Raw genomic sequence first — 19,531 nt, 5'->3', positions numbered from 1 at the left:
CGCCTGCTTCGGCCTCCGCGCCCCATTCAAGGCCGGGAAAGACCAGGTTGTATATTTTGTAGCTCGCTCCCTCGTCAGACAGAACTTCTTCCGGTCTTGGACATGGTGCTATAACTCGTTTATACGAGCTCCCCCTTCGAAATTCATCATTATTAATTCTTCATTCATAATTCCCTAAAAATTGCTCCTGAAAAAAAAGATACCATCTTATACAAAAAAAGATGGCATCTTATGAGGAAAAAGATACCATCTTTTTTGGTAAAAGATATCGGCGTTTTTTTGCGGGCAAAAAAGAACCCCCTCTGCGGTGCCACAGAGGGGGCGTGTGTTCCCGGTGATATCAGCTTGCGTCTTCAACCGTCAGCTGATCCGTCATCAGCCCGGTTCGCAGGTTGGTCGTATCCTGCAGTATGGCCCGGACCTCCAGGCGGTAGGTGCCGGGGTCCAGCTCCGGGTTGATGAAGATGAGCTCGCTCGGCTTGTTCCGCAGGAGGGTACTCTCCACCCGCGTTTCGGTGCCGTTGGAGGTATTGACAAAGAAGTTGCCCTGGTCGGGGTCCTCCTCGTCGAACTTCAGCAGTTGCCCCACAATACGGGCACCGCCGCCGGGCGTGATCTCCGCGTCGCGGCTCCCCGAGCTGTTGTCGGAGTAGTGGGTGATGGTGGGAATACGCTCGCGCGGCTCCACCTTTTGAGTGGGGATCTCGTCGGCCGTCTCCCGCAGCCGGAGCCCGGGCGAAACGTTGATGCGCACCTCGTGGCGATCCGTGTCGAAACGGTCATCCTCGCTGTCGAACACCCCGCTTATGCCGGGACGGATGTTGACCAGCGGCGTCACCACCGAATGTCCCTGCTGCACCAGGTTCAGGATGGCACGGGTCACCTCCTCGAATCCCGCCAGCGCTTCCGCACGGGTGACGGTGGATCCCTCCCGGGTCATGTAGTCGTAGACATCCTCGATCGAGTAGCTCTCCGGGTTAATGCTGATAGCCATGTAATCATCCTCGTCGGATGTTATATGATTGCGCTTTAAATAATATTCTAAAGACATAGGCGTCTCCTTTCGTTATAGGATTGTTTTTGTTGATAGTTGATCCGCTTCAGCACCATATTGGTGTACTGAAAACGTATATGTGATGAACAGTGAAGTTCTCTTTACCTCTTAGACCCGGTTAAACGCCGATCCTTACAAAAAAGATAGTGGATTCTAATATTTGTAAAAGAAATGAACATCATTGCGGTCCCGGCAACACCGCGCCATCCCGTATCAACTCAACGCTGTGTCATCCTGAGCGCAATGAAGCGAAGTGAAATGAAGATCGAAGGATTTCCCCAAACATGGCAACTACTGTTTGAGTGTTAACCCCTCCACCCCTAAGCAGCCTGCCATTCTTCGACTCCGGCGCAATTTAGTTATTAGTGGACTGGCTATTAGTTATTTGTTTGAACCAATAACTAATAACTAATAACTAATAACTAATGAGAAAGAAGGAGGATCGTTAAGCCATTGATATCAAAATTTAACCAGCGTCACCCCGGCACCGCCACGGTCCGCGGGTGCCAGGGAGTAGCTGCTGACCTCCGCACGTTCATCCAGGTACTCATGGACCAGGTTTTTGAGGATTCCTTCCCCCTTGCCGTGAATGATCTCTACACTGTTGAGTCCCGCCGCGATGGCGTTGTCCAGGTAATGTTCCACCTCTTTAATCGCCTCGCGACCCCGCATGCCGCGGATCTCAATAGAGGGTTTGGTGGGACCGGGGCGTGCGCTTCGCGGTACATTTACCCTGACGCGGTTTTTGGGAGACGGTTTCTCGCTGGCGTCCTTAACCTTTACGAGGTTGTTAAATTTTGTTTTAAGGCGTAACCCGCCGGCCTGAATTACGGCCTGGTTCCCATTGACCTCAACCAGTTCGCCATTGGTGTTGGCGTCCATCAGGCGAACGATGTCGCCCACTTTCGGCGGCTCGTCGGAGAGCTGTTCCCGCTGTTCCTGTTTTTGCCGGGCCTCCAGCTCTTCCAGTTCCTCCTCAATTTCATCCTTCTGCTCCGAGACCTCCTCGCGGGCCCTGCTGATCGCCTGCTTGTCTTTTTTGCCCTGCTGAACAATCCGCTCCACCGCCTGTTCAATCCGCCGGTTGGCCGACTGCATAATCTCTTCGGCCTGCTTCAGCGCCTTCTCGCGGATCTGGTCCTTCTCTTTTTCGAGTGCGCGGCGCTTGTCTTCATATTTTTGGCGCTCGGTTTCCATCTTTTTTTTGAGGCGGTCATAATCCCTTTTAAGGGTTTCGGCCTCCTGCGTTTTTGATTCCAGCTCGTTGATCAGCGATTCCATGTCCTGCTTGGTGGACCCGGTAATCTCGCGGGCTTTTTGCAGCAGTTCCGGGCTCAGGTCCATCCGCTGTGCGATTTCAAATGCATAGCTGCTGCCGGGCACGCCTTTTTTGAACCGGTAGGTTGGGGACAAGGTGGCCTGGTCAAACTCCATTGATCCGTTTACGGCGTGGGGATGTTCGTGGGCAAACACCTTCAGTGCACCGTGATGGGTGGTTACCAGCGAAAGTGCGCCACAGCTGATCAGGTGCTCGACCAGCGACTGGTACAGTGCCCCGCCTTCGTCCGGGTCGGTTCCCGCACCGGCTTCATCAATAAGGACGAGGCTGCTCCCGTCCGCCTCCTGCATCACGGACTTCATCCACTGCAGTCGACTGGAAAAGGTACTCAAATCGTTTTCGATCGACTGGTCGTCTCCCATGTCCACGAACAGCTTGCTGAATACCGGCAGTTCAGAGCTGTCTTTGGCGGGAATGGCAAAGCCGGACTGCATCATCATGGCACAGAGCCCCACCGTCTTGATTGCCACCGACTTCCCCCCGGCATTGGGGCCCGTGATCATCAGGCAGCGTTCGCCTTCCTCGAGCTCCATGTCGAGCGGGATGACCGGCTCGCGCTGTTCTTCCGCAAGTGAGCGGTTTTTGAGCAGCAGAATCGGGTTGTAGGCCTCCTTCAGGCGGAGATATTTGCCGTCGGAGAGAACCGGGACAAAAGCATCGAGATCGATACTGAGCTGAGCCCGGGCCGAAATCATATCAAAACGTCCCAGTACCTCGATATTTTGCTCCAGGTACCGGTGGTTTTTTCGAACCTCATTGGTGAGAGCGCGCAGGATACGCTCGATTTCCCGCTTTTCCTCAGATTCGAGCTGCCGAATTTCATTATTTATGTTGAGCGCTTCCACCGGCTCCAGGTAGACCGTCTGTCCGGTTGAGGAGACGTCATGCACAAATCCCTGGATCTTTCGCTTGTATTCCGCCCGGATCGGAATTACCATGCGGCCGTTGCGCAGGGTGGGGCCTTCATCAGAAGCCATGCCCTGTTTGGTGGCGCGGCTCATCACCCGGTTGATGGTATTACGCAGATCGTTTTGCCGTTTTCCCAGCCGGGATCGGATCGACTGCAGTTCGCTGCTGGCGTTGTTCTTGAGTGAACCCTGCTCAGTGATCACCTTGTTGATCTCTTCCTCAAGCTCCTTCAGCGGAATCAGCTCCACCGCCAGCGCATCCAGTACCGGGTACCGTTCCCGGCGATCGCCCAAAAACGACTTTACGCGACGGGCGGAGGCAGCCAGCTGCAGTATTTCAAGGAACGCTTCGGCCGAGAGCAGGGTACCCTCCGGTTTAGACCTGCTGAGCGAATCCCTGATATCATGCAGGTTGTCCAGGGGAAAAGCAGCATCATTGCGGATAAGATCCATCATTTCGCGCGTCTCATCCAGCAAACGAGCTACGCGGTCCGGGCTTGAGGAGGGCTCCATGCGCTGCAGATGCTCTTCACCCACAACCGACCGCGTGCGCCCGACGGCTTCCCGGCGGATCGTTTCAAAACCAAGTTTCTCAGACAGGTGCGGAGGATAAAATTGCATTGGGTGTGTGTAGTGAGTTGTGAGTCTTGGGTTCTGAGTCGTGAGTATGAAATACTATTTAACGTGAGTTCTAGCTTCCAGCTTTAACATTGTTTCTTACTTTCTTGGGGCAGGGCTTTTATGAGGCTGTCCAAAAAGTCCAATAAGGGGGAACACCATTTAAATAATTAAGGCGTGGTCAATCTCCCTGAATCCCTCTTCTCCAAGAGGGACTTCAACACATTGCCTTTATTGCATCCTGAGATTGTGACCCAAGAGTTCCTCCTTGGAGAAGGAGGACAGGAGGATTGACCTGGTGGATTTAGTATATCGGCTAAAATTTATTATTAAGCACCTAATCAACATCGCTCAGGCCATACCTAAAACTACACATTCCAGAATTCATTCTCTTTTCCATTCCTCATTAGCTTTTCAACCATCAGGTGGTTTATCAATCTCCCTAAATCCCTCTTCTCCAAGAGGGACTTTGTAAGTGCCCATTCCATACAATAAGAGCCATTTTCTTGTCATTGAGTTCCTCCTTGGAGAAGGAGGACAGGAGGATTGATCATATTATTATTCTGGCAGATAATTTTCCAACACCCGTATAACATTATCCAAATCATTGCGTACTTCCTCTTCTGAAAATCGGAGTACAGTATATCCAAGCTCTTTTAATCGCTTATCCCGTACTTTGTCGTCCTCATATTTGAATTTATGGGAATACCCATCTAGTTCAATAACCAGGTTAAGTTTTCTGGAAATAAAATCAACGATATAATTATCAATGCAAAACTGGCGGTTAAATTGGTAGCCATGAAATTGGCTGGCCCGGAGGACTTCGTTCCAGAGAATAGCTTCTCCCTTAGTACCATCTTTCCGAAGTCTTCTGGCTAGCTCCTTATGCTTTTTATTATAGTGTGATTTACTCTTTGTCATCTTAACGAACTTTGTTTTTTGTCAATCTCCCTGAATCCCTCTTCTCCAAGAGGGACTTCAACACATTGCCTTTATTGCATCCTGAGATTGAGACCCAAGAGTGCCTCCTTGGAGAAGGAGGACAGGAGGATTGATCTTCCATTTCTTCCACAAACCTAAAGTATTAATGAATGCAACTATCTGTCGAGACTTTTTGGACAGCCTCACTGTTTTCTTGCCATTTCAAGACAAACAGGCATTTTGGTTGAGATCACTACGTCGAACTCAGGTTATGTACTCATTACTGCGTTTTGAATATGTGCAAATATAACTGTCTTTTGGCGGAATCACTGAATTTGAATTCACAGAAATATTTTGTAATTCAGAACTGCCAATGTGAACCAAAGGACAGAAATATGAAAATTGATCTTTTCCAGGTAGATGCATTCGCAGCCACGCTCTTTGAGGGAAATCCGGCCGCGGTCTGTCCACTGGAGAGATGGATCCCGGATGAACTGATGCAGCAGATTGCCATGGAAAATAACCTTTCGGAAACCGATATAAAACCATCGGCCTCTACCTGGAAATACATTATTTAAAGTTGGGTACTCGAAATTTAATACAGAAACAGTATCACCATTTAGCTTTGATCTATGGAGTTTTCTTTTCTCATTTTGCTGCTCATCGGCCTGGCGGCGGGCGTGCTGGCCGGGCTTTTCGGTATCGGCGGGGGCGTGCTGTTTACCCCGATCCTGTTCTTGCTGTTTAAAGAGGCGGGTATGTCGCAACTGGTGTTGTGGACTATTGGCACCTCGCTGTTCTGTACATTTATTGCAGCTGCCGGGAGCTCGATTCGCCAGTACCGGCAGGATAACTTTTTTGGGAATGAGGGGCTGCGCGTGGGATTGCTGGGAGCAGCGGGCGTGTGGGCTGGCAAACAGGTGGCAACCGCTGCATTTTATACCGAACAAGTGTTTGCCATCTTTTTTAGCCTGCTGTTCCTCTATGTCGCGTACCGGTTTGTTAAAAGAGGAAGAAATTCAGCTCGTGAGGCCAGGGCGCCCCGTTGCCTGATTACGTTGAAAGAGGCGGGAATCACCGGCGGGGCGGGTGGGTTCGTGGCGGCTCTTGCCGGGATAGGCGGGGGGAGCGTTATGGTGCCGATCATGAATCTCTATTACCGGATTCCCATTCAAAAGGCGGTGAGTGTTTCTTCGCTGGCGATCGTTTTTATCTCCTTGTCAGGATGGCTGCAGCTGGCATTTTATCCGGCCGGCGGATCCTCCCTGTCGGGTTACGCTCTTGGGGTGGTAGACCTGGGGGCGGCGCTTCCGCTTTCTATCGGGGGACTGACCGGTGGTTTTCTCGGTGCATTTATTAACCTGAAAGTCAATCGTCAATACCTGCAATACGGGTTTGCCCTGTTGGCGCTCATTATTGTCGTGAAGCTGCTTTCAGATGTATTTTGAGCCGGGAACCCGGGTTTCGCTAAGCCTTTCAGAGGGCTCTGCAAAACATACGAATTACCGTTCGGGGGAAGTTGTACTCGCGTTTAAAAGATCAGTAAGTTCGGTGGTATAACCACCTCCCAACAAATAGCAGGTGCTGCAAACGTCCCTTTGACATTTAAAATATTGTGAAAAAATTTGTCAGCCTGCACGGCACAACATAACTGATTGAACCATGAACATACGTTTTGGAATTTTCTTTTTGTTACTGTCGGTGATGGCCTGCCATTCGTCAGGGAAACAGGAGGCAGGTAATCATCCTGGCAAGGTAAAGGTGGGGGCCGAAGTGCTGGTGGACAAGCACCTGGATGAACTTGCGGGCAAGCGGGTCGGGTTGGTGATGAATCCCACGGCACGGATCGGGGATACCCACATGCTGGATACCCTGGTGACGCTCGGGGTAAACGTTACTGCTCTGTTCGCCCCTGAACACGGATTCCGCGGGGAGGCCGGTGCCGGCGAAGTCATTGAAAACGGGATTGACCAGGAGACCGGCTTGCCGGTCTATTCGCTCTATGGAGAGACTAAAAAGCCGACCCCGGAGATGCTGGAAAAGGTCGATCTTTTACTGTTCGATATGCAGGATGTGGGCGCTCGTTTTTATACCTACAACGTGACGCTGGGCCTGGTGTTGGAAGCGGCGGCCGCCGCAGACCTTCCGGTGTGGATACTGGACCGACCCAATCCCGCGGGGGGCGAATATATGGCCGGCTGGATCCTGGAGGAGCAATATACCTCATTTGTGGGAGCCTACCCGATTCCGATGGCCCACGGAATGACCCTCGGCGAACTTGCAAAGATGATGATAGGGGAGCGGTGGATCGAGTTTGAGGAGGAGCCTGCACTCAGGGTGATTCCCGCTGAAAACTGGGAGCGATCCATGAAGTGGCCGGAAACCGGGCTGCGCTGGCACGCCCCTTCTCCCAATCTGCCTGCTTTTGAACATGCCTACATGTACCTGGGAACGGTGTTATTCGAGGGAACCAATATTTCAGAAGGACGGGGCACCGACCACCCGTTTTTGACAATCGGTTCTCCAACGACTCAGATTCATGAGAAAGCCCTTTCCCGCCTTCGCAACCGGTATTCCCAAGTCAACATTAAGCGCATCCAGTTCACACCGCAGTCAATTCCCGGAAAGGCGGTTAATCCAAAATTTGAGGGAGAGCAGTGCAGGGGGGTACGACTGAGTATTAAAAGCTATGATTTTGATCCTGTTGCATTTGGTATGGATCTGCTGCAGGAAATGGCAGCAGCTACGGCGAATGCCGAAACGACAGATTTTATCTATAAACTGGCCGGTTCCGGAGAAGTGACCAGGTTTCAGGCTGGCTGGGATGAGGATATCAAGCGATTCCGGCAAACTCGCATGCCCTATCTTATTTATTGAGGCCGTTGCAAAACCGTTGGGTTGCCCAAGTATTGGTTTTTGCCGAATTCAACATCCTCAATTTATGGGGTTTCATCTGCAATTACGAATTTGCTCAGGGGTTGACCCCGGAACACGCCCCGGTTTTCTCAAAATGCTCTTATCGATTGTTTTCCATATTGCCCATCAGGTACATGTCGCCGGTCGGTTTGGGCATTCCTCCCCTGGGTTCGAGGGTGACGGCGAATGCGTTGGTCGCCTGTTTGTCGGCAGGTTCCATCTGTTCAATCTTGAAAAATGCATCCTTTTTGGGGTCGTTCACGGCAAACAGCCCGGCGCTGATCGGGGTATTGTCCCTGATAATCCACAGCTGGTACTCCTTATCCGCCGGAACGGGAGGGAGGTTGGAGACCTGCAGCAGCGCCTGTTGTTGTTCTGCATCCCAGATCACTTTTCCATAGCCTTGTGGACTGGCTTCCATCCCCTGCATTATCACCATGTCTATTTGGCGGGCTCCCAGGATAGAAAGCATCTCATTTTTTTGTTCAATCTCGGTCTCCAGCTGCGTTATGGTTTGCTCTTGCCGGGCCAATTGCTGGTTGCGGGTTTCCAGTTCACTGTTGAGGTTGAATGCGTAGAAAAGCAGGCTCAACGTAACCAGCAGCAGCGCAAAAGAGGCTGCAATTGCGAATTTTTGCCAGTCAACAGGTTCCCGGTCGGTGGATTCCTGTTCTTCAATATCCTCGTTGATCACCTGCAGCAGGTTTCGCTTGACGGCAGGGGATGGTTCCACGCGATTCGTATTGAAGGCCAGGTTGTTGGCTGCAGAGCGCATCTCCCGGTAGAATTTACGCTGGCCGGGGTCGGCCGAGGCCAGCATCTCCTCAAACTCCGAGCGTTCCGCCGGCTCCAGGGCATTCAGTACGTAGCCGGCGCAGAGCTCCTCAAAGCGGTTGTTATGCGTGCTGTTGTCACCCATCGATGGAAATATGATCTTCAAGAATATTTTTTAGTTTAATCATACCTTGACGCGTTCTGGTTTTAACGGTGCCGAGTGGGATGTCCAGGTGTTCCGCAATTTCGGATTGTGTCATACCCCCATAATAGGCCACCTTGATCACTTCACGTTGTTCTTCGGGGATCTTTTCCAGGGCCCTTTTAACGAGTTCAGACCGATCGGAGAAAATGGTCGTTTCCAGCGGATCAAAGTTGTCTCCTTCCAGGGTGAGGGCAGGTTCATTGACACTGGTTGATGTTTTTTGCTGGGTCTTGTAGCCTTTGGAGCGGATCCGGTCAATCGATTTATTGCGGGTTATGGTGACGATCCAGCTGTACACGTTGCCGCGTTCCTCATCAAAAGTGTGGGCTTTTTCCCATATTTTCATAAACACTTCCTGCAGCAGGTCTTCGGCCTCTTCCCGTTTTTTTACGATCGAGAGAATCATGCCGAACAGGAGCGACTTGTAAAGCTCGTAGAGCTCCTCCAGGGCCTTGGTGTCGCCGCCCTTGATTCGCTTGACAAGCGCCCGCTCGTCACCCGAATCTCTGTGGGAAAATGCACCCAGTACTGCTATGAAGTTAAATACGATCACGTGGCCTGCTCCCGTAATAGAATACGCATGTGGTTTACCATTGGATTTAATCAAGAAAAGAAATTTGATCTGTACAAAAAAATAAATTAGTGTTTGGCTTATTAATATCAAGTAAAAGGAACCGATCGTGCCCTGGTTATTAAAAATGACGCTTCTTGCTGCAACTATTAAGGCGGCCGTTGACCTGTATCTCGGCTGGAGGATGATCCGCGCGGTAGAATATCTCAGCCCCACTTCTGGTTCCTCGCTGGCCTGGCTGGTGGTGCTTCTTTTTTTGACATTCTACCTGTTTCCCCTGAGCGGTTTTTTTCAATACCTGGGAGGAGCAGATGTCGATATACTGACCTATCCCAAACCGATCATCTACTATTTTTGGTTCGGTTTGGCATTCTCTTTCCAGGTTTTGGCCTGGATTGTGGCTTCCGACATCCTCAAAATAAGCGCCAATGCGAACGGCATAAATGCGCCATTTGTGGACCAGATATATGGATTCCTGGTGGTCGGGTTTTTCCTTGTGATTCTCGTTTATACCGGGTACAAGATGTATTCTGACACCCTGGATATCGAAGTCGAACCGATCACGTACACGGAAGAGACGCTGTCAGAGGATTTGGAGGGGTTTAGAATTGCGCATATCACGGATGTTCAGGCCGACCGGTACACAGGCCAACCGCAGGTTGCAGCGTATGTAGACCGGGTTAATGCCGAACATCCTGACCTGGTGGTCGTTACGGGGGATCTCATTTCGTATGGTACCGAGTATGTTGCCATGGCGGCTGATGAGCTGGCCCGGCTGGAGGCTCCGCACGGGGTGTATTTTGTGATTGGCGACCATGACTACTGGGCGGGATCGGATGAAATTGCAGGCGCTTTGCGAGAGCGCGGGATACGCGTCCTGGAAGGGGAAAATGCCTACCGGGAGGTCGGCCGTGCCCGGGTCAGGCTTTCTGGCATAACCAACGTGTACAGCCGAACGGCCCCTGTTGAGGAAGTTAGAAGGTTAACCCGGGACAGCACCGAGGCCGAACTGCGGGTGATGCTGACACACCAGGTGTCAGAGGAGATTATCAGGGAGAGTGAAGCTGCAGGGTACCATCTGCTGCTGGCCGGACATACCCACGGGGGACAGATACGGGTACCGCTGTTTTTCACCAGGTTTTCGGCACCAGACTTTGAAACCCCGTATGTGCAGGGCCAATACCAGGAAGGGGAGATGCTCATCAATGTAAACAACGGTCTCGGCTTTACCCTGTCGCCGGTGCGGTACAATGCCCCTCCCAATATTTCGATTATTGAGCTCAGGCGGGAGTAGAAGATCCTCAGCAGATGATTTGAAAAGGCTTTTCCATACCAACTGCCTGGTGAAAAATGCGGATTATACCTCTTTAAATGGGCCTCCATCCCGGAAGGAGAATGGGAGATGCCGCCCGGATCAGGACAGTTGTTGGGCCAGTTTCTCCGGTTCGGTTACCGGCCGCTCGCAACTGTAATTCCGGCATACGTATACCGCGGATTTGCCTTCAATCATGGGTTGGTCACGGGTGTATGGAGCAAGCTCACGGATCGTCTCGTCACCCGGTTCGTTAAGAATAACTACTTTGCAGGGGATGAAGTGGGAAAAAATCTCATCCCGGAGTTGCCTGGTTGCGGGGGTATCCTTTCTGCCCGCTATGACAATTTCGTAGCTCGGGCCCAGCCCAAACCCCACGCCCTGCAGCATCTGTCCAAAGCCGGTGGGTGCTTTTTCAAGTTGTTCAGAAAATAGCTGCCCGATCTGTTCCGCTTTTTCCTCCCAGCCGGTGTTGCCCGTAATTCGTCCCAGTCGCACCAGGTTTTGCATGGCTACTGAATTCCCGGAGGGAATAGCCCCGTCGTAGACCTCCTTTTTTCGTCCCAGCAGCTCTTCGCTCTGGTGCGATGTAAAATAAAATCCGCCGTTCTCCCGGTCCCAGAAGTGTTCGATGAAAATATCGTTAAGCCGGAGCGCCTCCTGCAGGTATTCGGTATCGAAGGTAGCCTCATAGAGTTCCAGCAATCCCCAGGTCAGGAATGCATAATCATCGGCGTTTCCGTCAATCGCGGCCTCTCCCTCCCGGTAGCGGTGCAGGAGCGTGCCATCCTCTTTTTGTAGATTCGCGGAAATAAAACCGAATGCCCGTTCAGCCCGCTCAATATATTCTTGCTCCTGGAAAATGGTACCGGCTTTCGCGAGAGCCGCAATGGCCAGCCCGTTCCAGTCGGTCAATATTTTGTCATCGAGGAAAGGACGGACCCGCTTTTCCCGTTCTTGAAACAGCTTTTTACGGATTGAGTTCAGCTTCTTATTTAGTTCTTCCACTGTCATGTCCCGTTCCGCTGCGAGGTCTTCAATAGATTTTTGCAGGTGAGGAATATTTTTGCCGGTTTTCTGACCTGAGGCCTCCTCCTTGAAATTGCCCTGATCCTCGAGGTTATATACTTCGATGAAGAGTTCGGCATCAGCGGTTGGCAGTAGATCCCGAATTTCCTGCGTACTCCATACATAGAATTTGCCCTCCTCACCTTCGCTGTCTGCATCCTCGGCCGAGTAAAATGCGCCATTCTCATCAAGAAGATCACGGCTTATGTAGGTGGCAATCTCATCTGCGGTCTGCTTGAAGAGACCGTTGCCCGTGGCCTGCCAGCCCTCGGTGTAGGCCATCATCAGCAGGGCCTGGTCGTACAGCATTTTCTCGAAGTGTGGAAGGAGCCACTGTGCATCAGTAGCGTATCGATGAAAGCCATATCCTATGTGGTCGTAAACGCCGCCGCGCCGCATCGCCTCCAGTGTCTGTTCAACCATGACAAGGGCCTGCTGGTCGCCGCTTTGCTTCCAATACCGGAGCAGGAACATAAGATTATGCGGACTGGGAAATTTCGGGGACTGCCCGAAGCCGCCGTGTTGCCGGTCAAACTGCTGTTTGAACTGGTGAAATGCCTTGTTGAGGGTCTCTTGTGAGGGTCCCTTACCCGGTGTTTGTACATTCGATTTTTGAAATGCATCCTTAATTTCCCGGGCCGAGCGGTAGACTTTATCCCGCTCATTTTTCCATAAATCCCGTATCCAGGGGATCAGGTCAACCATGCCGGGCCGCCCCTGCCGACCGCGCTTGGGGATATAGGTGCCGGCATAGAACGGTTGTTTTTCCGGCGTCATGAATATTGTCAACGGCCAGCCCCCGCTCCCGGTCATCATCTGGCAAACCGTCATGTAGGTGTTGTCAATATCCGGCCGCTCTTCGCGGTCAACCTTGATGTTGATGAAGGCCTCGTTCATCAGGTTGGCGACTTCCTCGTCTTCGAACGATTCGTGGGCCATCACGTGGCACCAGTGGCAGGTGGCATACCCGATGGAGAGGAAAATCGGCTTGTCGCGGTCCTTGGCCGCCTCGAACGCCTCCTCTCCCCAGGGGTACCAGTGAACGGGGTTGTCGGCATGTTGTTGCAGATATGGGCTTTTTTCGTCAAAAAGTTGGTTGGAAGACACAGTTTACTCTTTTTGGTCTTGGAAATTTTTTGAAAAACGCTTGCTGTAATCTACAATGAATCGATCATAGGTTTCATCAATTAACTGGGAGGATATCATAAAATCTGCCGAAGAGCGGTTTTGGGCGACCGGAATATTGTACAAAACGGAAATGCGAAGCAACGCTTTTACATCCACGTCATGAGGCTGCGCCTGGAGCGGATCCCAAAAAAAGATCATCATGTCGATCTCATTTTCTGAGATAGCGGCTCCTATCTGGAGGTCTCCGCCCAGGGGTCCGCTCTTAAAACAGTGAACATTCAGTTCCAGTTTTTCAGAGATCAACGATCCGGTGGTGCCCGTACCAAACAGGTTGTGCTTTTTCAGACTTTCGGAATTGTATTCAACCCAGTCCAGCAGGTCGCTTTTGCGGTGATCGTGCGCAATAAGTGCAATATTTTTTTCCGGCCCATCCGTTTGGAAGAGTGGGCAATCGGAGGATCTGTTTTCTTTATAGACATAAGTTGTTAATTGGAAAAGTTAAATTAAAGAGGTCGTTGCCAAACCCTTGGTTTGCCCGTTTTCTGTATTTATGCGCATCCGAAATTCTCATTTTTGGAGTATAAACTGCGGTTTTAAATACAATCAGGGGATAGGGGATGACCCCGGACAAAACTCCCGTTTAAAAAAAGTCCTCTTAACAGGACGAAATAGAGGCAATATCCAAAGGTGGAACATACGGATATCAGCGGTAAAAAAAACAGGGCGGCTGTGCGATACCTGCTTTGTGACGGGGGTACCCGGACCATTACGCGCGCCCAACGCCGGCAGGTTCCAAATGAACCGTGCAGGGAGATGGTCAAGAGAGAGGAAGCGGAGAAGCAGGGAGCTTCCGCGGCATTTCAGGCGCAGCAGGAGGACAAGTCAGACTACCAAACGGAGCGGGGATTTTTTGAGCGTCATACGGGAGATCCGGAATAGTTCGTTTCCAAAACCGCGCAGGGTAATATCCTGTTCCCGGATGCGAGCGTCTTCGCCGATCATGCCGGAATTTTCGAGGCAGTCGCGCACAGGTTCTGAAAATACCAGCTCATCTTCGTCGGCAAAATCGACCAGCCGGGAGGCGATATTGACGGTCGATCCAAAATAGTCAATGTTGCTGTTCAGGTTTACCGCCATACAGCTGCCGTGGTGGATCCCCGCCTTTAGCTTCAGGTATTCCCCGTACTGCTCGTTGCGGGTAATCGCCTGATGGGCCTTCATAAAAGCCCGGAATGCATTTACAGGATTATTGAACACCGCCATAACGGAATCCCCGATTGTTTTGACGACCCCGCCCCGTTCTTCGGTGATCGCCTGCTGCAGTATTTCAAAATGTTCTATCACTTTTCCCACGGCGGTTTCGTCTCCCTCTTTGTCGTACATGCCGGTAGAGTCGTAGAGGTCCGTGAACATGAGCGTGAGGTTGTCAACCGCAATTTTTTTGCCCCTGTGAAGTACTTCCTTGTCAAAAAGGTCCCGGAATAGTTGAAGAGAGGTCACCTCCGCGGCTGAGAGCAGGTACTTGTTCCAGTTCGTTTGCTCCAGCAGGAAAACCTGGTGTTCTCCGGTCTTGTTGTGGAATACCAGGTTGGGCTGCTCGGTGATCGTCACTTCTTCTCCATTGAATCCCGATTGGTCCAGCACAACGGTGATGTTGTCGCTGCCGTTACTGTTGTTTACGCGCACGCTTGCCTCACCTTTCTGCCCGAGGGCGCGCAGCGAATAGTTGCCCGGCAAAAGATGGACTTTCAGGTACCGCTTTTGACCGGGGGATAAAAACTGTTGTACAGCAACGTGTGGTTTGGACTGGGGACCGGTGACACAGTAGGCTTTGTCAGCAATTTTTCGAATCAGCGGGTTTGGTCGAAAGCTGAGTTGAATCCTGTTGTTAAAATTTACATAAAATTTGTTTCTGCACGCGCTGCAGTAGGCGGTTTTATTGATTTCATTCAGGGAATTGTGTCGCTCCTGCAACGAGCGGCACGTGGGGCAATACAGGTCCCAGCTAAAGTCCAGGAGCCCGACCTTGGTTGCATGCAAGAAGACGCGCAGGACCTCTCCTCGCGGTGCGTTCCAGTGATCCGCCAGTTGGAAAGGGGAGATACGGGAAAGATCAATATCCGCTGCATGGGTGAGGAAGCGGGCAAGGGCAGAAACAATTACGGGTCTGCCGCTTTGCCCGTTAAGTTTTTTGGTACAGTCTTCCAGCCGCTGGCGTCCCCCGGGAACCAGCCGCGCCTCCGGTTTGATCTCGTAAGGCCACACATTCTGCTGCTGTATTCGGTCATAGGTCTCGAACGTTTTTTTGAGTCTTCTCCGCAGCAGCAAATTAATTTTTACCGCTTGTATGAAGCGAACCAGAATATTTCGCGGAGAAGCCCATATCCGGTATCGAACCCGGGTTCCCTCCGCGTTCGGGAGGAGATCCACTTGCAGTTTAATCTCCCGGAACGCTCCATTTTTATACCGGCGTTTGACTCCGAATCGATAAGGCCGTTCCCATTCAAAGGGTTCTTCCTCCCAGGCATCGGTATTCTGCAGGGAATTGTAGGTAAGCTGCGCGTGTCCCGTTCTTATATCATACGATGCAGTCGACTTCCGGACTGGTGGCAGCTTGATCTCTTTATTTAATCGGTTCGTGTCCGAAACCAGGGGCCATAATGTTGCAGGTGTAGAGCTCAGCTGCCAATTCCAGTCAAAATGAAGTGCACGTACATTCATAAATTGAGTATATACCCCGAAAGCGAAATTGCGAGGTTATCACGCTTCGTGTATTGATATTTATACCGTATATTCAACGTCCTTTGATTACAAGAGCAGATATAACCCTAATTGTTACAAAATTTTATAACTGAATAATGGCAGTAGAACGAACACTTACGATCTTAAAACCTGATTGTGTACGCAAAGAGTTAATTGGTGAAGTTACCAGGCGAATACAGGAGGCGGGATTTGATATCGTGGCAATGAAAATGACACGATTAACCCGCGATACTGCTGAAGGATTTTACGCTGTTCACAGGGATAAACCCTTTTTCGACGAGCTTTGCGATTTTATGAGCAGCGGACCCTGCGTGCCGATGATCCTGGAAAAGGAAAATGCGATCGAAGATTTTCGGTCTCTCATCGGGGCTACCAACCCTGAAGAGGCCGATGAGGGGACCATCCGTGCTGATTTTGCAGACAGTGTCGGGGAAAATATTATCCACGGTTCCGATTCCGTGAAAAACGGCAAGCTCGAGGCCGCCTATTTTTTTAGTGAAGCAGAGGTGATCGCCAACAAGGCGTAGTGATCCGAAAATGATGAAATCGGGCAAAACAACGGTTTTGCCAAGACTTCTCAAAATAAGCGCCGGTGCCCTGAATACAGGACACCGGCGTTTTTTATGTCAGAAAGAGTTTGTATCTCCGGGTGTTGAAAAGTACACGGAAGATCAAAAAAACGTTGCACAAACTGGCTTTTTCAGCAGGAAAAGAGCAGCTGCAGGAAAAGAATTTTTAAACATATTAAAAATCTTTAATTTATAATTTATCTTAAAAGAATAGCGTGCAACGGATGGGAAACGATCGTATTCAGTCATTATATGAAAGATCTACAGAGAAAAGGTGGAATCCCATTCCACTGGATTACCTGCTGAAGCGATATTCGCTAGCGGATGGCCGGGTGCAGCTGCTGTTTGTAATCTGGATTTTTTTTATTGCGGCCAGTATAATCTCGGTATTTCTGCTCTCCCCGCCCCGGGCGTTAATGGGTGATGAGTACCAATCGCTCTACACCTTTTTTATGATGTACCCGCCGCTCTTTCTGGGCACCCTTGTTATGTTTTGGGTCGGCTTTGAATGGGGATTCATACCGGTGTTTCTTTCCGCTTTCCTCATTGCCTATTCTTCATACATGCCGATACACTGGGCGCTGCTTTTCGGAGTCGCCTTTATCCTGGGTCTTGCAATATTTGCCCTCTGTTACCACAGCCTGCCTGTAAGTCCACGCCCCGATAATCTCAAGCGAATAGCCTTCTTTACCACCGTAGCGTTTGTTGCTGCGCTGGCCAGCTCGCTGGGGTCATTCGTCTGGAGTTTGTATCATGATCTCTCTGCGGCCGAGACATTTACTATCTGGAAGGGATGGTGGACCGGTACGTTCCTTCAGTCTATGATTTTGGTGGGGCCGCTGCTCTACTTCTGCACTCCCTCGATAGAGCGGGTGAAGTCCAATTATTTTGAAATCCCTGAGCCTGACGTAACACTGAAGTGGATCTATACGGCTATATTGAGCGTGGTCGTGGTTTTAACGCTGTTTATCGTGGGAGCCAATGTGCTGGGGTCGCTGGGCATGCAGCAGGAGATGGCGGGTATGCCCAGCAGCGTGGAAAAAAACTTCGCCAAAATTACCGGCTCTTTCCAGATCATCACCTGGAACTCTATCGGGCTCGTGATGGCTGCCGGCATGGGGGGAATCTACCTTGTGGGGTCCTGGAATGACAACCTGAAGGCGAAGGTCGAAGAACAGACTGAAGAACTGGAAGAACGAAAATCATCACTGAAGGCAGCCCTGGAACAGCGCGACCAGCTGCTTGATCGGGTAAATAACCGGGTGAAGGACAACCTGACCATGGTGCTGGCCCTGCTCGAACTCCAGCTGAAAACCGGAGAACAGGAATCGGTGGAGAAGACACTCAAGGATTCCCATGCCCGGCTGCGGTCACTGGCCATCGTCTATGAAACGATGCACCAGACCAACGCTATTGACAATGTGCATCTCAAGCAATTTTGTCTGAAACTTTCGAACCGGCTGAGTCATTCTTTCAAGCAGGTGGATCAGGCGATCGATGTTCATATCGACTCAGATGATATTACCCTGGAGATTGAAAAGGCCGTGCCGCTGGCCATGATCCTCAATGAACTGCTTCTCAACTCCTATATTCACGCGTTTAAGGGTCGGGAGAGCGGAACTATTTTTGTAAAGATGCGGGAGCGAGAGCAGGAAATTCTTATTTCTGTCCGGGATAACGGCATCGGCCTGCCCGAAGGCTTTGACCCTGCAAAGCAAAAAACGTTAGGCATGAAGCTTATTCTTACCCTGACCCGCCAGCTGAACGGAGTATTCCAGGTCGATCAGACCTATAATACGGGATTTAATCTCGATATACCGGTGGAAGCGGCCGGGGCCTGATGGACGGCTTTGGGATGAAAGACCAATAAAATATTTCCCGGACATATTAAAAAAGGAGTCCCGTTCAAAGGACTCCTTCTCTGTTTAGCAATCTATAGTTTGGGAATCATGCCCGCAAGCGGGCGGACAAATCCCCTCCTATATAAGGATATTCAGCAATCAAAAAAGGATAATCGCGCTTTCAGGGCGCGTTGTGCAGGAAACCGTCAGTCCATAATTTTGCGCAGGAACGCAGGCTGATCAGTGTCACTTTTGTCGATTCGCTCACGGCGGTTATTCAGGAGCGTATCGCCCTCATTTTTTTTGTGTTGCTGCTCCTCTTCTTTTTCCTGTTTCTTCTTTTCGGAACTGTAATTGACTCCATGTCGGGAAATGGCCGGAGAGTCGAGTTTCTTCAGGTTTGATTCCCCTTTGTAAAACGGCTCACCGGTTGGAGAGTAACCACTGCGCCCGCTCATGGCCTGGCGTTTTGATTTTTCAAGCTTCTGCTTGGTGTCTTGAGCCTCGGCATTTTCCTGGTCGGCGGAAGGAGCAGTTTTACCCTCTTCATTCAGGTCAAATCCCGTGGCGATGACAGTAATACGCAGTTCATCCTCCATCTCGTCGTCGAGCACCGTACCCAGGATAATTTCGGCGTCTTCACCGGCCTCCTGTTGAATGATGCTGGTAGAGGTGGTCGTCTCTTTCATGCCCAGGTTGGATCCGGCCGAAATGTTGACCAGCACGTTGCGTGCACCGCGGATGCTGACCCCGTCGAGCAGGGGAGAGTTGATCGCCTCTCGAGCCGCAATTTCGGCACGGTCTTCGCCGGTTGCCGCGGCCGAACCCATGATGGCGGCTCCACCGTCGAGCATGGTGGTGCGCACGTCCGCAAAGTCGAGGTTGATGAGGCCGGGCATCAGTATCAGGTCGGAGATGCCGCGCGTGGCATTGTAGAGCACCTCGTTGGCCTTGTCAAAGGCCTCCATCAGCGTGGTATTGTCGTCGGCAATTTCCAGAAGTTGCTCATTGGGTATAACGATAACCGTATCGCAGTTCTTTTTGAGCTCGCTGATTCCCTCGGTGGCATAGCGCATGCGCTTGGGACCTTCGCACTCAAATGGGGTGGTAACGATGGCAACGGTCAAGATGCCCTTTCGCTTGGCAATGCCGGATACAACGGGCGCTCCCCCGGTACCTGTTCCGCCTCCCATGCCGGCGGTCACAAAAATCATGTCGGCGCCTTCGATGGCATCGTCAATTTCGTGACGGTTTTCTTCTACGGCTTCGCGCCCGATCTCCGGGCGCGCTCCTGCACCAAGACCGCCGGTCAGGTTGGAACCGACCTGGATTGTAATATCAGCCAGGCTGTTTTTAAGGGCCTGGGCATCGGTGTTGAGCGCAACATATTCTACGCTGCTTAATCCTTTGTTTATCATGTTGTTGACGGCATTACCGCCACCGCCACCAACACCAATCACCTTGATTTTCGCTGAGTCCTGACCGTTCTCGTCAAAACTAAAACGCGTGTTGAGATTTGACATAAGTAACTCCTTTTTAGATTG

The 19,531-nt window shown here is 51.1% G+C and carries 16 protein-coding genes and 1 pseudogene; 8 read left to right on the top strand and 9 right to left on the bottom strand.

All coding sequences use genetic code 11. The features are described from left to right. Positions 1 to 340: 340 nt before the first annotated feature. The 3 genes from ACG2F4_RS17075 to ACG2F4_RS17065 all read right to left on the bottom strand — a co-directional run bounded on the left by ACG2F4_RS17075 (position 341) and on the right by ACG2F4_RS17065 (position 4,840). Positions 341 to 1,051 (bottom strand): DNA-binding domain-containing protein, encoded by a 711-nt coding sequence (locus ACG2F4_RS17075; protein WP_395262103.1) that lies wholly within the window; start codon positions 1,049 to 1,051, stop codon positions 341 to 343. Positions 1,052 to 1,513: 462 nt separating this feature from the next. Beyond that, on the bottom strand, positions 1,514 to 3,922 hold the full coding sequence (locus tag ACG2F4_RS17070) for an endonuclease MutS2 (RefSeq protein ID WP_395262102.1): 2,409 nt from the start codon (positions 3,920 to 3,922) through the stop codon (positions 1,514 to 1,516). Between the two features lie 555 nt (positions 3,923 to 4,477). Then, positions 4,478 to 4,840: an endonuclease domain-containing protein gene (locus tag ACG2F4_RS17065; protein ID WP_395262101.1), complete on the bottom strand. Its 363-nt coding sequence runs from the start codon at positions 4,838 to 4,840 to the stop codon at positions 4,478 to 4,480. A 395-nt stretch (positions 4,841 to 5,235) separates the two neighbouring features. Here ACG2F4_RS17065 and ACG2F4_RS17060 point away from each other — a divergent pair. The 3 genes and pseudogenes from ACG2F4_RS17060 to ACG2F4_RS17050 all read left to right on the top strand — a co-directional run. Continuing rightward, positions 5,236 to 5,376 (top strand): annotated as a pseudogene (locus ACG2F4_RS17060) (PhzF family phenazine biosynthesis protein); the annotation flags it as partial. A gap of 96 nt (positions 5,377 to 5,472) precedes the next feature. Then, positions 5,473 to 6,288, top strand: coding sequence for a sulfite exporter TauE/SafE family protein (locus ACG2F4_RS17055; protein WP_395262100.1), 816 nt, complete (start codon positions 5,473 to 5,475; stop codon positions 6,286 to 6,288). Between the two features lie 214 nt (positions 6,289 to 6,502). Beyond that, the gene (locus ACG2F4_RS17050) at positions 6,503 to 7,717 is read left to right on the top strand and encodes an exo-beta-N-acetylmuramidase NamZ domain-containing protein (protein ID WP_395262099.1); all 1,215 of its coding nucleotides are present in this window, start codon (positions 6,503 to 6,505) and stop codon (positions 7,715 to 7,717) included. 139 nt (positions 7,718 to 7,856) lie between these two features. Here ACG2F4_RS17050 and ACG2F4_RS17045 read toward each other — a convergent pair whose 3' ends face one another. Continuing rightward, the gene (locus ACG2F4_RS17045) at positions 7,857 to 8,696 is read right to left on the bottom strand and encodes an anti-sigma factor domain-containing protein (RefSeq protein ID WP_395262098.1); all 840 of its coding nucleotides are present in this window, start codon (positions 8,694 to 8,696) and stop codon (positions 7,857 to 7,859) included. Continuing rightward, entirely contained in the window at positions 8,668 to 9,288 is a 621-nt protein-coding gene (locus ACG2F4_RS17040; RefSeq protein ID WP_395262097.1) for a sigma-70 family RNA polymerase sigma factor, read from the bottom strand. Before ACG2F4_RS17040 ends, ACG2F4_RS17045 begins: the two co-directional genes overlap by 29 nt. Before the next feature lie 127 nt (positions 9,289 to 9,415). Between ACG2F4_RS17040 and ACG2F4_RS17035 the strand changes: the two genes are divergently transcribed. Further along, entirely contained in the window at positions 9,416 to 10,600 is a 1,185-nt protein-coding gene (locus ACG2F4_RS17035) for a metallophosphoesterase (RefSeq protein WP_395262096.1), read from the top strand. Positions 10,601 to 10,720: 120 nt separating this feature from the next. Here the strand turns inward: ACG2F4_RS17035 and ACG2F4_RS17030 are convergent, their stop codons facing one another. Together ACG2F4_RS17030 and ACG2F4_RS17025 are read right to left on the bottom strand one after the other, a co-directional pair. Beyond that, entirely contained in the window at positions 10,721 to 12,793 is a 2,073-nt protein-coding gene (locus ACG2F4_RS17030; RefSeq protein WP_395262095.1) for a thioredoxin domain-containing protein, read from the bottom strand. A gap of 3 nt (positions 12,794 to 12,796) precedes the next feature. After that, positions 12,797 to 13,228, bottom strand: a complete 432-nt coding sequence (locus ACG2F4_RS17025) for a methylglyoxal synthase (protein ID WP_395262104.1) — start codon at positions 13,226 to 13,228, stop codon at positions 12,797 to 12,799. 273 nt (positions 13,229 to 13,501) lie between these two features. Here ACG2F4_RS17025 and ACG2F4_RS17020 point away from each other — a divergent pair, with 273 nt between their 5' ends. After that, on the top strand, positions 13,502 to 13,753 hold the full coding sequence (locus ACG2F4_RS17020; protein ID WP_395262094.1) for a hypothetical protein: 252 nt from the start codon (positions 13,502 to 13,504) through the stop codon (positions 13,751 to 13,753). Here the strand turns inward: ACG2F4_RS17020 and ACG2F4_RS17015 are convergent. After that, positions 13,697 to 15,535, bottom strand: a complete 1,839-nt coding sequence (locus ACG2F4_RS17015; protein ID WP_395262093.1) for a DUF5939 domain-containing protein — start codon at positions 15,533 to 15,535, stop codon at positions 13,697 to 13,699. The two genes, ACG2F4_RS17020 and ACG2F4_RS17015, sit on opposite strands and share 57 nt — an antisense overlap. Positions 15,536 to 15,672: 137 nt before the next feature. On the opposite strand from ACG2F4_RS17015, the gene ndk reads away from it, so the two are divergent. Genes ndk through ACG2F4_RS17000 form a run of 3 tightly spaced genes read left to right on the top strand, consistent with a single transcriptional unit; the run spans position 15,673 to position 17,987 of the window. Further along, positions 15,673 to 16,104, top strand: coding sequence for a nucleoside-diphosphate kinase (gene ndk, locus ACG2F4_RS17010; RefSeq protein ID WP_395262092.1), 432 nt, complete (start codon positions 15,673 to 15,675; stop codon positions 16,102 to 16,104). A gap of 10 nt (positions 16,105 to 16,114) precedes the next feature. Next, positions 16,115 to 16,342 (top strand): hypothetical protein, encoded by a 228-nt coding sequence (locus ACG2F4_RS17005; RefSeq protein ID WP_395262091.1) that lies wholly within the window; start codon positions 16,115 to 16,117, stop codon positions 16,340 to 16,342. A 28-nt stretch (positions 16,343 to 16,370) separates the two neighbouring features. Then, positions 16,371 to 17,987, top strand: coding sequence for a histidine kinase dimerization/phosphoacceptor domain -containing protein (locus ACG2F4_RS17000; protein ID WP_395262090.1), 1,617 nt, complete (start codon positions 16,371 to 16,373; stop codon positions 17,985 to 17,987). Between the two features lie 206 nt (positions 17,988 to 18,193). Here ACG2F4_RS17000 and ftsZ read toward each other — a convergent pair whose 3' ends face one another. Then, on the bottom strand, positions 18,194 to 19,510 hold the full coding sequence (gene ftsZ, locus ACG2F4_RS16995) for a cell division protein FtsZ (protein WP_395262089.1): 1,317 nt from the start codon (positions 19,508 to 19,510) through the stop codon (positions 18,194 to 18,196). Positions 19,511 to 19,531 lie beyond the last annotated feature (21 nt).

The sequence above is a fragment of the Halalkalibaculum sp. DA3122 genome, from assembly GCF_043951865.1.
GTDB lineage: Bacteria > Bacteroidota > Rhodothermia > Balneolales > Balneolaceae > JAMQKA01.
Note: the sequence above shows the minus strand (reverse complement) of the source record. Positions and strands in the feature narration are given on the sequence as shown.